Source organism: Herbaspirillum sp. LeCh32-8 (assembly GCF_017814915.1).
Lineage (GTDB): Bacteria > Pseudomonadota > Gammaproteobacteria > Burkholderiales > Burkholderiaceae_D > Herbaspirillum.
In genome coordinates, this window is the sequence record NZ_JAGIPZ010000009.1 from 39,428 (window position 1) to 53,591 (window position 14,164).

Sequence of the window (14,164 nt, forward strand, 5' to 3'; positions counted from 1 at the left end):
CTTCTGATCCGGGCGGAGGGAGCTGGTCCACGTTGTATTTACTTCTTGGAAGAACTGTTGCTGTTGCCGATACCTTTGAAATATTTAAAGAATTCCGAGCTCGGATCCACCACCATCACATCGTGGCGGGTCTTGAAGCTGGCGCGGTAGGCCTCGAGGCTGCGGTAGAACTTGTAGAAGTCCGGGTTCTGGCCGAAGGCCTGGCCATAGATCTGCGAGGCCTTGGCGTCGCCGGCGCCGCGCACCTTTTCGGATTCGCGATAGGCTTCAGCCAGGATCACGACGCGCTGACGATCGGCGTCGGCGCGGATCTTCTCGGACTCGGCCGCGCCGGTCGAACGCAGCTCGTTGGCCACGCGCACGCGCTCGGACTTCATGCGCTCGAACACCGAGTTGTTGATCTGGTCCACGTAGTCGACACGACGCAGGCGCACGTCGATCACCTCGACGCCGATCTGCTTGGCCTCATTGGCGGTGCGCGCCTGGATTGCGTCCATCACGCTGTTGCGCTGGCTGGAAATCACTTCACGCACGGTGCGCTTGGTGATCTCGTCGTTCAGCGCCGCCTTGACGATCTGCGACAGGCGATCTTGGGTGCGACGCTCGTCGGCGCCGAAGCTGACGTAGTACAGGCGCGGATCGACGATACGCCACTTGACGTAGGCGTCGACCAGCACGTTCATCTTCTCGGCGGTGATGAAGCGGTCTGCATCAGGCGTATCCAGGGTCTGGATGCGCTTGTCGAGATACATCACGTTCTGGAACGGCGGCGGCAGCTTGAAATGCAGGCCCGGTTCGTTGATCACCTGCTTGACTTCACCCAGGGCGAAGACGATTGCCGAGGAACGCTGGTCGACCACGAAGATGGTGGAGGATGCCAGCCAGATCGCCACGACGGCGACGATGACGGATGTGACGAGGCGGCCCATCAGCGCACCTCCCTTTCACGCGACTCGCGCGGATCCCGGTTTCTCATGTCGCGCATCACTTCGGAGGAGTACACAGTGTCATTTCCCGAATTCGAATTGTTCGACGCCGCTGCGCCCGCTGCCGGCGCCTGGGTCGACGACGACGCCGATGGCTTGCCGGCCGGAGCCGCGCCCTCGCCGGTCTGCTGGATCAGCTTGTCCAGCGGCAGGTAGAGCATGTTGCTGCCGTTCTTGGCATCGACCATCACCTTGGTGGTATTGGCGAAGATCTGCTGCATGGTCTCGATGTACATGCGGTCCCGCGTCACGGCAGGCGCCTTCTGGTATTCCTCCAGCACCTGCTTGAAGCGGGCGGCGTCGCCTTCGGCGTTGGCCACCACGCGCGAGCGATAGGCTTCCGCCTCTTCCAGCAGACGCGATGCGGCGCCGGAAGCACGCGGAATCACGTCGTTGGCATACGCCTGGCCTTCGTTCTTCAGTCGCTCGCGATCCTGGCCGGCCTTGACGGCGTCGTCGAAGGCGGCCTGCACCTGTTCGGGCGGCTGCACGCCCTGCATGGTCACGTTGGTGATCTGCACGCCGGACTTGTAGCGATCCAGGATCTGCTGCATGCGCTGGCTCACATCCAGGGCGACCTTCTCGCGGCCTTCGTACAGGACGAAGTCCATCTTGCTGCGGCCGACGATCTCGCGGATCGCGGTCTCGGCGACCTGGCGCACCGAGTCGTCCTGGTCACGGTTGTTGAACAGCCATTCGGCGGCGTTCTTCAGCTTGTACTGGACGGCAAACTGGATGTCGATGATGTTCTCGTCATCGGTCAGCATCAGCGACTCTTTGAGCTGCTTGTTACGCACGTTGCCGCGGTAACCGATCTCGGCGGTACGCACCTGCGACATGTTGACGATCTCATGGCCCTGGATGGGATACGGCCAGCGCCAGTTGAAGCCCGGCAGCGTGGTGTGGCTGTAGCGGCCGAAGGTGGTGACCACGGCGGTCTGGCCTTCCTGCACGATGAAGAAACCGCTGGCCAGCCAGAGGAAAGCGACGATGATGGCAATCACGCCCACGCCGATGCCGGCGCCCTTGACGTCGCCGCGGTTGAAGCCACCGCCACCGTCGGAAGAACCGCCGCCGCCCTTGCGGCCGAACATGCCGGACAGGCGCTGGTTGAAATCGCGCCAGAGCTGGTCGAGATCCGGCGGGCCGTCGTTGTTGCCGGACGGTTTCTCGGGTCGTTTGTCGGGTCGGTTATCGCCGTTACTTCCGTTATTCTGATTCTCGCGGTTGTCGTCTTGCGAACCACGTCCCCATTGGGGATCGTTCAACGAAAACTTCACACCGATTTTCTTGAATAAAGACACAAGCATGCGTTTGCGATCCGGCTGTAGTTATTGATTAAGAGAATCAAGGAGGAATGCGCGCGTGGGCGGAACTGCGTTGCCGTTATGCGTGCATGTCTTCGGAATCGACTGGCTGGGAATGGCTGCGGCCCCTGGCCTCCAATGCGGCCTTCAACGAAGCGGCGATCGCTTCGCGCAGCAGATCCAGGCCAGCACCAGACTTCGCACTGACGAAAACCCGCTGGATTTTACCATACTCGTCATATTCGACCGACGGCTCCAGGCCCGCCGCGTCGATCTTGTTCCAGACCAGGATCTGCGGCACGTGGTCGGCGCCGATCTCGCGCAGAACCTCGTTGACCTGCTCGATCTGCTCCATGCGCACCGGGCTGGCGGCATCCACCACATGCAGCAGCAGATCGGCATGAATGGTCTCTTCCAGCGTGGCGCGGAATGCATCCACCAACTGGTGGGGCAATTCGCGAATAAAGCCGACCGTGTCGGAGATGACAACATGCCCCACCTCGCCCAGATAGACTCGACGCGAGGTGGTATCCAGGGTGGCGAACAGCTGGTTGGCTGCATACACGCCGGCTTTCGTCAGCGTGTTGAAAATGGTCGATTTGCCAGCGTTGGTGTACCCCACCAGCGACACCGAAAAGGTTTCGCTGCGCCCCCGCGCACGGCGTTGCGTGGCGTGCTGGCGGCGCAGCTTGGCCAGCACTGCGCGCAGCGCCTTGACCCGCTCGCCGAGCAGCCGGCGGTCGGTTTCCAGCTGGGTTTCACCCGGGCCGCGCAGGCCAATACCGCCCTTTTGTCGCTCCAGGTGGGTCCAGCCGCGAATCAGGCGGGTCGAGAGATGCTGCAACTGCGCCAGTTCGACCTGAACCTTACCCTCGTGGCTTTTGGCGCGCTGCGCAAAGATATCGAGGATCAGGCTGGTACGGTCGAGCACACGCGCCTTCAGCACGCGCTCGAGGTTGCGCTGCTGGGCCGGCGACAAGGCGTGATTGAAGATGACGAGTTCGAGCTGAAGATCGGCAACGGCGTCGGCGACTTCTTGCGCCTTGCCGCTGCCGACAAAAAGAGCTGCGTCCGGACTGGCACGACGCCCGGTGATGGTGATCACCGGTTCCGCGCCGGCCGATTTTGCCAACAGGAATAATTCATCCAGACTTGCGGCGAAGTCGTTCTTGCCGAAGTCCAGGCCGACTAACGCGGCACGCATATCAAGATGCACACGGCGTTGCGCCGGCTTGGTAGACCATTATTCGCCGTCGGACGAGGATTCGAGACTCAGGTTGACCGCGCGTGCGGGCACGACGGTGGAAATAGCGTGTTTGTAAACCATTTGCGTAACGGTGTTACGCAGCAGGACCACGTATTGATCGAAAGACTCCACATGGCCTTGCAGCTTGATGCCGTTGACCAGGTAGATAGAGACGGGAACGTGCTCTTTTCTCAATGCGTTCAGAAATGGGTCTTGTAACAATTGCCCTTTGTTGCTCATGGCAGCTCCACGGTGTTGTTGTGATTAGGACTTGGAGGCACTTTTAAAGAAAACAAGTGCTTTACCAATTTATGCTTTATCAATTTAAACGATTTTCTCTGCAACGCCAAAAATCATTAATTAAATTACAGCATTATTTCGACTTATTTCTCTTGCCGGGCAAATGGATTCTTGCCGGAACGGAACTCGATACGCAGTGGAGTGCCAACCAGGGAGAAAGTTTCCCGGAAGTGCTTTTCCAGATAACGTTTGTAGTTATCGTCGATGGCATCCAGAGCATTGCCGTGGATGACGACCACCGGCGGATTCTGCCCGCCCTGGTGCGCATAACGCATCTTGGGACGGATCGAACCCTTGCGGCGTGGTTGCTGGTGCTCCAGCGCCTCCTCCAGCGCGCGCGTCAGGCGCGGCGTGCTGAGCTTGGCCATGGCGGCGGCGTATGCGGAATCGATGGACTTCATCAGCGGGCCGATGCCGGTCGACTTCAGCGCCGAGATGAAATGGAATTTGGCGAAGGACAGGAAGTTGAGCTTGCGCTCCAGGTCCATCTTGATCTGGTCACGCTGGTCACTTTGCATGCCGTCCCACTTGTTGACGCCCACCACCAGCGCGCGGCCGGATTCCAGCACGAAGCCGGCGATGTGCGCATCCTGCTCGGAAATGTCTTGCTGTGCGTCCAGCAGCAGCAGCACGACGTTGGCGTCCGAGATCGATTTCAGCGTCTTGACCACCGAGAACTTCTCGATGGCCTCGAACACCTTGCCGCGGCGACGGATGCCGGCGGTATCGATCAGGGTGTAATGACGGCCTTCGCGCTCGAAGGGGATCTCGATCGAGTCGCGGGTGGTGCCCGGCATGTCGAAGGCGATCACGCGCTCTTCGCCCAGCAGCGTGTTGACCAGTGTCGACTTGCCAACGTTGGGACGGCCGACGATGGCGATCTTGGTGCCGCGCACGACTGCCTCGTCCAGCTCGGGCTCGGGCTGGCGCTGCGCCTCGGCCGTATCCAGCGCTTCCTGCACCAGGTCGGCCACGCCGTCGCCGTGGGCGGCGGAGATCACGTACGGATCGCCCATGCCCAGCTCATAGAAGTCGGCGGTGACCGAGGTGTACTTCATGCCTTCGGACTTGTTGACCACCAGCATCACCGGACGGCCGCATTTGCGCAGGAAGTCGGTGATGGTCTTGTCGTGCGGGGTCAGGCCCTGGCGACCGTCGACGATGAATACCACGACGTCGGCCTCGACCACCGCCTGCTTGGTCTGCTTGGCCATCTCGACCATGATGCCTTCCTTGGCAACAGGTTCGAAGCCACCGGTATCGATCACCAGGAACGGGCGTTCGCCGACCCGGCCTTCGCCGTAGTGACGATCGCGCGTCAGGCCGGGCAGGTCCGCCACCAGCGCATCACGGCTGCGGGTGAGCCTGTTGAACAACGTCGACTTGCCGACGTTGGGACGGCCTACGAGTGCAATTACCGGTTTCATTTCAATTCTTTTGCGGTCACTCTGTCACGACAGAGACCACGGTTCCTGATTTGGTTTGGAAAACGACAGACTGGCCGGTCGAGACCGGGGGAGCCTGGATGGGGCTGCCGTCGCTGGAGATGCGGGCCAAGAAGGAGCCATCTTCACGCGACAGGAAGTGAATATACCCCTGGTAGTCGCCCACCGCCACCGCGCGGCCGATGCCGATCGGGGAGGACAGCTGGCGATTCTTCAGGCGGTCATTGCGCCACACGACAGCGCCGGTGTCGCGTGCGAATTCGGTGACGGCGCCGCCGATGTCGGCAGCATAGACGTAGCTGTCATCGAGCGTGACGCCGACATCGCTGGAAAACTCCTTGATCCAGCGCACATTGCCATTGAGCAAATCGAAGCAGCCGATACGACCCTGGTAGGCCACTGCGCAGATGTCGCGCGCGCCCAGCGCCGGCACGCCCGACACATCGGAGATACGCTCCAGCTCGGTGGTGCCGCGCGGATCGCCGACCGGGACTTCCCAGCGCGGGCCGCCGTTGTTCAGCGCCAGCGCCGACAGGCGGCCGCCCGGCAGCGCCACAAAGGCGGTCTGCGCGCCCACCACGATACCCGGCGCATTGCGCAGCGTCAGCGACGGCACATTGCGCTGGACCATCCAGCGTTGGGTGCCGTTGTCGGCGTCATACGCAGTCACGCGGTTGTCGATGCTGCGCACCACCACCAGGCCCTCGCCCACGGCCGGGGCCGACAGCACTTCGCTGGACGCCTGCGCGGTCCAAGTCGCCTTGCCGGCGGCGTCGAACGCCTGAATCTTGCCCTTCTCGCCCACGACCACGACGGTGCTGCCGTCGGTGCCGACGCCGGCTGTCAGCGACATGTCGGTACGCACGCGCCACACGGTCTGGCCGGTCTGCGCATTGATGCGCACCACCGAGCCGTCATTGGCGGCGGCAAACACGCTGCCCGCAGCGTAGGCCGGAGTGAAGCTGAAGTTGCCGGCCTTGCCGACCGATACCGACCACGCCGTCTGCGCGCGCAACTTTTGTGCGAACTCGACCAGCGGCGCCGGCGGGTTCGGGTCCTTCTTGCCGGAGAACCACGAGCAGCCCGACAGGGCCACGACCGCGGCAGCGGCGGCCAGCTTCAATGCCAGCTTGCCGGCGGACTGGGATCGAGCAAAGGATGTTGCCTTGGCAGCAGTCGCTGTCACACTACGCATATTGTTGTTCCTCTAAGCGATGGATGGGTTCGCGGTGGGATTGCGGTTGAATTGTTTTCCGGCCTTGCACACGGCCGCTGCATCGATGTCCGACGTGCATCCGCGCCTGCCTGCAAATTGCGGATGCGCACGCCCGGCGAGGCCGGACGCGCGCGCATTATTCTTGTCAGGCCTTGGGCGCTTCGCCGCCGATGGCGTCCAGCTTGATCTGGATGAGCTGGCGACCCGGATCCTTGGATTCGGTCTTTTCCAGCGCCAGCTTGTAGGCGGCGCGGGCATCGTCGCGCTTGCCCTGGGCCAGCAGCACGTCGCCCTTGCGGTCGGCGACGGCGCCGGCGAACTGCGCCGGGAAGTCACCCGACAGCACCTTCAGCGCCTCGTCGTATGCCTTGGCGTCCAGCAGCACGCCGGCCAGGCGCACTGCGGCGATGGCCTTGTATTCGGCGCCGCGGCCATGGTCAACCACCCATTGCAACTGTTTCTTGGCCGTCTCGCCGTCGTTGGCGTCGAAGGCCGACTTGGCAGCCACCAGCGCGCTCATCTCGGCATAGGCGGTGCCGCTGAACTTGTCCTGGATGTCGGCCGCGGCTCGTTGCACCTTGGCGTTGTCCTTGGCGGCCAGCGACTTCTGCTGCTCTTCATAGAGCACCGAAGCCTGCGCCGCCTGACGGCCCTGGTAGGTGTTCCAACCGGTCCAGCCGGCGTAGGCCGCCAGCGCGATGATCACCAGCCAGGTGACCAGGTTGCCGTACTTCGCCCACCAAGCCTTGATGGAGTCGAGCTGTTCTTGTTCTTCGAGATCGTATGCCATGTAACTCTGAAAAAACGTAACTGTTAGGGATGGTAGTGCACGTGATCATGGTCGCCCACGATCTGATCCACGATGTAGTCGACCACCGCATCGAACGCCATGTTGCTCTGGTTGGCCTTGCCCTCTTCGGCATCGCCTTCGCGCAGATGTTTCACCGTCGCGGTGCCGGCCTTAACTTCGTCTTCGCCGATGATCACAGCAAACGCCGCGCCGCTGCCGTCGGCGCGCTTCATCTGCGCCTTGAAGCTGCCGCCGCCGTTCGACGATGCGCAATGTAGCACAACATCGAGCCCGGCAGTCCGCAAACGCTCCGCCAATACGAAAGATTGCATCTGCGCATCTTCGCCCTGATGCACCAGGTAGACGTCGCACTGGTTGGGCGCGTACTGCTCGCCGCTGGCCTTCATCAGCTCCAGCAGGCGCTCCACGCCCATGGCGAAACCGCAGGCCGGGGTCGGCTTGCCGCCGAACATTTCGATCAGCGGATCGTAACGACCGCCGCCACACACCGTGCCCTGCGAACCGAGCTGGTCGGTGACCCACTCGAACACGGTACGGTTGTAGTAGTCCATGCCGCGTACCAGGCGCGGATTGATGGTGAACGGCACATTGTTGTGGCGCAGGATCTTCTGCACGCCTTCAAAGTGCGCGCGCGACTCCTCGCCCAGGTAATCCAGCAACTTGGGCGCGCCATTGACCATCTCCTGCATCGTCGGATTCTTGGTGTCCAGGATGCGCAGCGGATTGGAATGCAAACGGCGCTGGGCGTCGGTATCGAGCACGTCCTTGTGCTGCTCGAAGTAGGCGATCAGGTCGGCACGATGCTTGTTGCGCTCTTCGGCGTTGCCGATCGAGTTCAGCTCCAGGCGGATGTCGGCCAGACCCAGGTCATCCCACAGGCGCTGGCACATCATGATCAGCTCGGCGTCGATGTCCGGGCCGGTGAAGCCGACGGCCTCGGCGCCGACCTGGTGGAACTGGCGATAGCGGCCGCGCTGCGGACGCTCATGGCGGAACATCGGACCGACGTACCAGAGGCGCTTGGGGCCTTCGTAGGTCAGGTTGTGCTCCAGCGCGGCGCGCACCACGCCGGCGGTGTTTTCCGGACGCAGGGTCAGGTTGTCGCCGTTCATGGAGTCGGTGAAGGAATACATTTCCTTCTCGACGATATCGGTCACTTCGCCCAAGCCGCGCGCAAACAACGCGGTCGGCTCGACGATGGGGGTGCGGATCTGCTGGAAACCGTAGCTCTTCAACACCGATTGCACGGTGTTTTCGAACAGTTCCCACAGCGGCGCATCAGCGGGCAGGATGTCGTTCATCCCTTTCACGCCGACAATTTTTTCGACTTTCTTTTGTTCTGACATACCGATACCGGATAGTGTTGTCTTCAATTCAAATGGCGGACCCGGCGCGCCGCGCTTACCGCGGTGCGCGCCAGGCGCAAGTGTACTGCATGGCATCCGGCGCAAGGCCGGATGAAGGTCGCACAGGACTGTAACGAATCAGGCCTGGCCGTAGTGCGTCTGCACGTATTCCAGCACCACGCTCTGGAATTCCTCGGCGATGCGCTCGCCGCGCAGGGTCATCTTCTTTTCGCCGTCAATGAACACCGGCGCCGCCGGCGACTCGCCGGTGCCCGGCAGGCTGATGCCGATGTTGGCGTGCTTGGATTCGCCGGGGCCGTTGACGATGCAGCCCATCACGGCGACGTTCATGCCTTCCACGCCGGGGTATTTACCCTTCCATACCGGCATCTGGTCGCGCAGGAAGGTCTGGATCTTGTCGGCCAGATCCTGGAACACGGTCGAGGTGGTGCGACCGCAACCAGGGCAGGCAATCACCATCGGGGTGAACTTGCGCAACCCCATGGTCTGCAGAATCTCCTGACCGACCACCACTTCCTTGGTGCGGTCGCCTCCCGGCTCGGGGGTCAGCGAAATGCGGATGGTGTCGCCGATGCCCTCCTGCAGCAGCACCGACAGTGCAGCCGTGGAGGCGACGATGCCCTTGCTGCCCATACCGGCCTCGGTCAACCCCAGGTGCAGCGGATAGTTGCAGCGGCGGCCCAGCTCGCGGTAAACCGCGATCAGGTCCTGCACGCCGGAGACCTTGCAGGACAAGATGATCTTGTCGCCGGCCATGCCCAGCTCTTCGGCGCGCTGCGCGTTCTCGATTGCGGACGTCACCAGCGCCTCATACATCACGGCCTGGGCCGACCACGGCTCGGCGCGACCGGCATTCTCGTCCATGATGCGCGCCAGCAGCGCCTGGTCCAGACTGCCCCAGTTGACGCCGATGCGCACCGGCTTGTCGTACTTGCAAGCCACTTCGATCATCTGTGCGAACTGCGTGTCGCGCTTGGCACCCTTGCCGACGTTGCCCGGGTTGATACGGTACTTGGACAGCGCCTGCGCGCACTCAGGATAGTCCGTCAGCAGCGTGTGGCCGTTGTAGTGGAAATCGCCCACCAGCGGCACGTCCACGCCCATGCGGTCGAGCTGTTCGCGAATGGCCGGCACGGCGGCCGCAGCCTCGGGCGTATTGACCGTCAGGCGCACCACCTCGGAGCCGGCGCGCGCCAGGTCCTTGATCTGGATCGCGGTACCGATGGCATCTGCGGTGTCGGTGTTGGTCATCGACTGCACCATCACCGGCGCGCCGCCGCCCACGATAATTTCGCGCGCGCCGTGGCTGATCACCACGCGGCGGCTGTTGCGGCGGGCCAGCGGCCCGGAAGCGATCGGAGAAGAAGACATGGCGTACGCTTGGCTACTCGATTAACAACTTGGATGGACTAAGGACTTAATTCAGGTTCAGGCGCGCGACGTTGCTGCCGCCCGGCGCCTTCAGATCCAGCGGTTGGCCGCGCAGCGTGGCATCCACGCCGGCCGCATTGCCGATCACCAGAGTCGTCGCATCCGATACATCGAAGGCCTCGGTGGTTCCCGCCTTCAGCAGGCGCGAAATGACCGTGGTCTTGTCGGCGCGGCGAATTTCCACCCAGGAATCCTCGCGGAAGCTCAGGCGCAGCAGATCCTTGCTGTTGACGATGTTCAGGCCGCTGGGAACAGCGCCGGCGGACGACTGCGCGGCGGCCGGGGCCGGCGTCGCAGCGGTGCTGGCCGCGGTTGCCGCAGGAGCGCTTGCTGCCGGCACCGACGCCGACGGCGTGGCCGACTGCACCGGCGCCACCTTGGCAGGTTCGACGGCAGCCGCCGTCGGAGCCGCTTCCTTGGCCGCATCATCAGACGCGGTCGGCGTGATCGTCTCCACGCGGGCGTTGACCGGCGTGTCCGACGAGGCAGCGCCGGCCACGGCGTCGTTGCCAGCTTGCGCGCCCTCGGGCGCCGCTTCCGGCGCGGAAGACGAGGCGTCATCCTTATGCGCCTTGAGCCAGGCCAGCTGCGGCACGTTCTCGCCGAGATCGGTCCAGCGCACGGCAGCAGCGCCCGCCGCCACGGCAATCACCACCACGCCGACAATGGCCGCCACCGGCGAGCTGTTGCCGCGGGTGCTCATCATCATGGCTGGCAACGGGCCTTCCGAGAACGGCGTCGACAGGGAGTGCTGGGGCACGATATGGTCGCGCTGCGCCACGGGAGACTCCTGCGGCATGCCGGAGGTCAACACGTTGGCGTCCAGGCCCACCGCCTTGGCGTAGCTGCGCACGAAACCGCGCGCCACCGCCAGGCCCGGCAGGGCCGAATAATTGTCCGCCTCGATGGCCTGGATCTGACGCGGCGACAGCTTCACCAAGCTCGCCACCTGCTCGACCGTCCACCCCTTCTTCTGACGCTGCGCCGCCAGCGCGGCGCCAGGCAGAACCGCTGCGGGCGCCTGAGCCGGCTGCCCATCCTCTTGCGGTTGCGACGAAGGCACTTCGTTCATTTGTTGATCACTCATCAAATGCTCCACATAGAAAAGCTTTTTTTAAACCGGACCTTGCCGGATTCTTCTGGAGCGTCCCGACGCGGCGCCCACCGCACCCGTCCGGGAAATTCGACAACTTCAACAGCCGCCGCACGGTACCTTCGGCGGCTGCACAACCCTCAACAAAAACACAAAAAGGACGCCCGGCCGCGGCAAAAAAACGCGCCACCGGGGTCCTTGCGGGTACTTCCAACGACATTGCCGGGAATGCTGCCATCGTCCTGGCGACAACGCCGGCTGATGCGTTCAGACAACCAGCCGTCACCCGGAGATCTCCACGATGCGGCCAAAATCCTTGCCGAACTTGTTCTGGTATTCGGCCATCTTCTGCATGCGCTCCTGCACCCGGGTCCGATCCTTGACGTCGCCGGCCAGCTGGCCGCAGGCGGCATCGATGTCGTCGCCGCGCGTCTTGCGGATGGTGGTGACGATGCCTGCATCCATCAGGATCTGCGCGAACGCCTTGATGCGCGGATTGTGCGAGCGTTTCAAACCCGACTCGGGGAAGGGATTGAACGGAATCAGGTTGAACTTGCAGGAAATGGCGGTATCGCCGTGGGTCACCAGCTCGACCAGCTCGCGCGCGTTCTGGTCGCTGTCGTTGACGCCGTCCAGCATGCAGTATTCGAACGTGATGAAATCGCGCGGCGCGAACTCCAGATAGCGCTGGCAGGCCGCCATCAGTTCGCGCAGCGGATGCTTGCGGTTCAGCGGAATCAAGGAGTCGCGCAGCGCGTCGTTGGACGCATGCAGCGACACCGCCAGCGCCACCGGGCACTCCTGCGACAGCTTGTCGATCATCGGCACCACGCCGCTGGTGGACAGCGTGACACGGCGGCGCGACAGGCCGTAGGCGTTATCATCCAGCATCAGGCGCAGCGCGGTGACGGTCGGCTCGAAGTTCAGCAGCGGCTCGCCCATGCCCATCATCACCACGTTGGTGATCTGGCGCTCGCCCTTGGGGCCGGGCTCGATGCCCTTGGTGCGACGCAATTCGAATTCCGCCATCCACAACTGGCCGATGATTTCGGCCACGGTGAGATTGCGGTTGAAGCCTTGCTTGCCGGTCGAGCAGAACCGGCAATTGACTGCACAGCCCGCTTGCGAGGAGATGCAAAGCGTGCCGCGATTTTCTTCGGGAATGAACACGGTTTCCACCGCGTTGCCCTGCCCCACGTCGACCAGCCACTTGCGGGTGCCGTCGGCGGAGGTATGGTCACTGATGATGGCCGGCGCGCGAACTTCGGCGCGGGTCTTCAACTTGTCGCGCAGCGATTTGGCCAGGTCGGTCATCTGATCGAAATCAGCGACGCCGAACTGGTGTATCCAACGCTGCAACTGCTTGGCGCGAAACGGCTTCTCACCCAACTCGCCGCAGTAAGCGACGAGTTGCGCGGGATCCATATCCAGCAGATTGGTGAGAGCTGTAGTCATGACGCTATCGGCTCAGGCCAGGGCTCGAAGACGCTGCAGGAATTGCCGCGCCGATCCAAACCCCACCCGAAAACCGGAAAAAACAATTACAGATTAACGCGAATAAACGTTCAGTGCCGGGAAGAAGTAGGCGATTTCGACCTTGGCGGTCTCATCAGCGTCCGAACCGTGCACGGCGTTGGCATCGATGGAATCGGCGAAGTCGGCGCGGATGGTGCCCTTTTCTGCCTTCTTCGGATCGGTGGCGCCCATCAGGTCGCGGTTCTTCAGGATCGCGCCTTCGCCTTCCAGCACCTGGATCACGACCGGACCGGACACCATGAAGTCCACCAGGTCCTTGAAGAAAGGACGCTCGCGGTGCACGGCGTAGAAGCCTTCGGCTTCAGCGCGGGACAGTTGGGTCATGCGCGAAGCGATGATCTTCAGGCCGGCGTTTTCGAAACGGGTGTAGATCTGACCGATCACATTCTTAGCGACGGCGTCCGGCTTGATAATCGACAGGGTGCGTTCAATTGCCATGAGAAAAACTCCAATAAAAATAATGGCTTAAGGCCAATAGGTGATAATTCAATGAACCTTGTATTTTAGCATGAAACCATCAAATAACATGGCAATTCGAGGCGTATCGACGGGCTTTACGCTTGATGTCGCGCAGATTGCCTGCCAGCCCCGAACTTGACGGCCCGGCAACTTGTCTTGAAAAGGGCTTGCCGTGCTATGCTGCAACTTGCATTTCAACGCAACCGGAGGACAAATGAATCAACATCTGGACACGACTTTCGGCCACTCGACCACGAGCTCGGCCGCTCGCAACCGCGTGCTGCGCAACACCTACTGGCTGCTGGCGCTGTCGATGATCCCGACCGTGCTGGGCGCCTGGCTGGGCGTGCAGCTGCATTTCAGCCTGTTCGCGGGCAGCCCGATGATCGGCTTCGTGCTGTTCCTGGCGATCGCCTTCGGCTTCTTCTACGCTATTGAGAAGACCAAGAACTCCGGCCTCGGCGTCGCCGTGCTGCTGGGCTTCACCTTCTTCATGGGCCTGATGCTGTCGCGCCTGATCGAGTTCACACTGGGCTTTTCCAACGGCGCAGGCCTGATCATGACGGCCTTCGGCGGCACCGCCATCATCTTCGGCGGCATGGCCACCATCGCCACCGTCTCCAAGCGCGATTTCTCGGGCCTGGGCAAGTGGCTGTTCGCCGGCGTACTGGTGATCCTGGTGGCCTCGCTGGCCAATATCTTCCTGCACCTGCCCGCGCTGCAACTGGCCATCTCGGTGGTCGCCATCGCGATCTTCTCGGCCTACATCTTGTTTGACGTGCAGCAAGTGGTCAACGGCGGCGAGACCAACTACATCTCGGCGACGCTGGCGATCTACCTGGACGTCTACAACGTGTTCGTCAACCTGCTGTCCATCCTGGGCATTCTCGGCGGCAATCGCGACTGACGCCGCCACCGAACATTTCCTGAGCAGCAACAAAAAAGCCGGCTTACGCCGGCTTTTTTA

At 62.4% G+C, this 14,164-nt stretch carries 13 protein-coding genes; 1 reads left to right on the plus strand and 12 read right to left on the minus strand.

The features are described from left to right. Positions 1–38 precede the first annotated feature (38 nt). From hflC to ndk, 12 genes are all read right to left on the minus strand, one after another. A complete protein-coding gene (hflC, locus tag J8I26_RS15875; protein WP_209608084.1) occupies positions 39–929 on the minus strand; it encodes a protease modulator HflC in 891 nt (296 codons plus the stop codon). Next, complete coding sequence (gene hflK, locus J8I26_RS15880) at positions 929–2,296, minus strand: FtsH protease activity modulator HflK (RefSeq protein ID WP_209608085.1); 1,368 nt, start codon at positions 2,294–2,296, stop codon at positions 929–931. Before hflK ends, hflC begins: the two co-directional genes overlap by 1 nt. Positions 2,297–2,372: 76 nt before the next feature. After that, positions 2,373–3,497: a GTPase HflX gene (hflX, locus tag J8I26_RS15885; RefSeq protein ID WP_209608086.1), complete on the minus strand. Its 1,125-nt coding sequence runs from the start codon at positions 3,495–3,497 to the stop codon at positions 2,373–2,375. A 39-nt stretch (positions 3,498–3,536) separates the two neighbouring features. Further along, complete coding sequence (gene hfq, locus J8I26_RS15890; RefSeq protein ID WP_209608087.1) at positions 3,537–3,779, minus strand: RNA chaperone Hfq; 243 nt, start codon at positions 3,777–3,779, stop codon at positions 3,537–3,539. A gap of 143 nt (positions 3,780–3,922) precedes the next feature. After that, positions 3,923–5,266, minus strand: a complete 1,344-nt coding sequence (gene der, locus J8I26_RS15895) for a ribosome biogenesis GTPase Der (protein ID WP_209608088.1) — start codon at positions 5,264–5,266, stop codon at positions 3,923–3,925. A gap of 16 nt (positions 5,267–5,282) precedes the next feature. Further along, positions 5,283–6,479, minus strand: a complete 1,197-nt coding sequence (bamB, locus tag J8I26_RS15900) for an outer membrane protein assembly factor BamB (protein ID WP_209608089.1) — start codon at positions 6,477–6,479, stop codon at positions 5,283–5,285. Positions 6,480–6,645: 166 nt separating this feature from the next. Continuing rightward, entirely contained in the window at positions 6,646–7,290 is a 645-nt protein-coding gene (locus tag J8I26_RS15905) for a tetratricopeptide repeat protein (protein ID WP_209608090.1), read from the minus strand. A 23-nt stretch (positions 7,291–7,313) separates the two neighbouring features. Further along, positions 7,314–8,657: a histidine--tRNA ligase gene (gene hisS, locus J8I26_RS15910; RefSeq protein WP_209608091.1), complete on the minus strand. Its 1,344-nt coding sequence runs from the start codon at positions 8,655–8,657 to the stop codon at positions 7,314–7,316. A 138-nt stretch (positions 8,658–8,795) separates the two neighbouring features. After that, positions 8,796–10,049 (minus strand): flavodoxin-dependent (E)-4-hydroxy-3-methylbut-2-enyl-diphosphate synthase, encoded by a 1,254-nt coding sequence (ispG, locus tag J8I26_RS15915; RefSeq protein ID WP_209608092.1) that lies wholly within the window; start codon positions 10,047–10,049, stop codon positions 8,796–8,798. Positions 10,050–10,095: 46 nt separating this feature from the next. Continuing rightward, positions 10,096–11,196 carry a RodZ domain-containing protein gene (locus tag J8I26_RS15920; protein ID WP_209608093.1) on the minus strand — a complete coding sequence of 367 codons (1,101 nt, stop codon included), beginning with the start codon at positions 11,194–11,196 and terminating at the stop codon, positions 10,096–10,098. A gap of 288 nt (positions 11,197–11,484) precedes the next feature. Next, the gene (gene rlmN, locus J8I26_RS15925) at positions 11,485–12,657 is read right to left on the minus strand and encodes a 23S rRNA (adenine(2503)-C(2))-methyltransferase RlmN (RefSeq protein WP_209608094.1); all 1,173 of its coding nucleotides are present in this window, start codon (positions 12,655–12,657) and stop codon (positions 11,485–11,487) included. Between the two features lie 93 nt (positions 12,658–12,750). Further along, positions 12,751–13,176, minus strand: a complete 426-nt coding sequence (gene ndk, locus J8I26_RS15930) for a nucleoside-diphosphate kinase (protein WP_209608095.1) — start codon at positions 13,174–13,176, stop codon at positions 12,751–12,753. Positions 13,177–13,411: 235 nt separating this feature from the next. On the opposite strand from ndk, the gene J8I26_RS15935 reads away from it, so the two are divergent. Next, the gene (locus J8I26_RS15935) at positions 13,412–14,104 is read left to right on the plus strand and encodes a Bax inhibitor-1/YccA family protein (RefSeq protein ID WP_209608096.1); all 693 of its coding nucleotides are present in this window, start codon (positions 13,412–13,414) and stop codon (positions 14,102–14,104) included. Positions 14,105–14,164 lie beyond the last annotated feature (60 nt).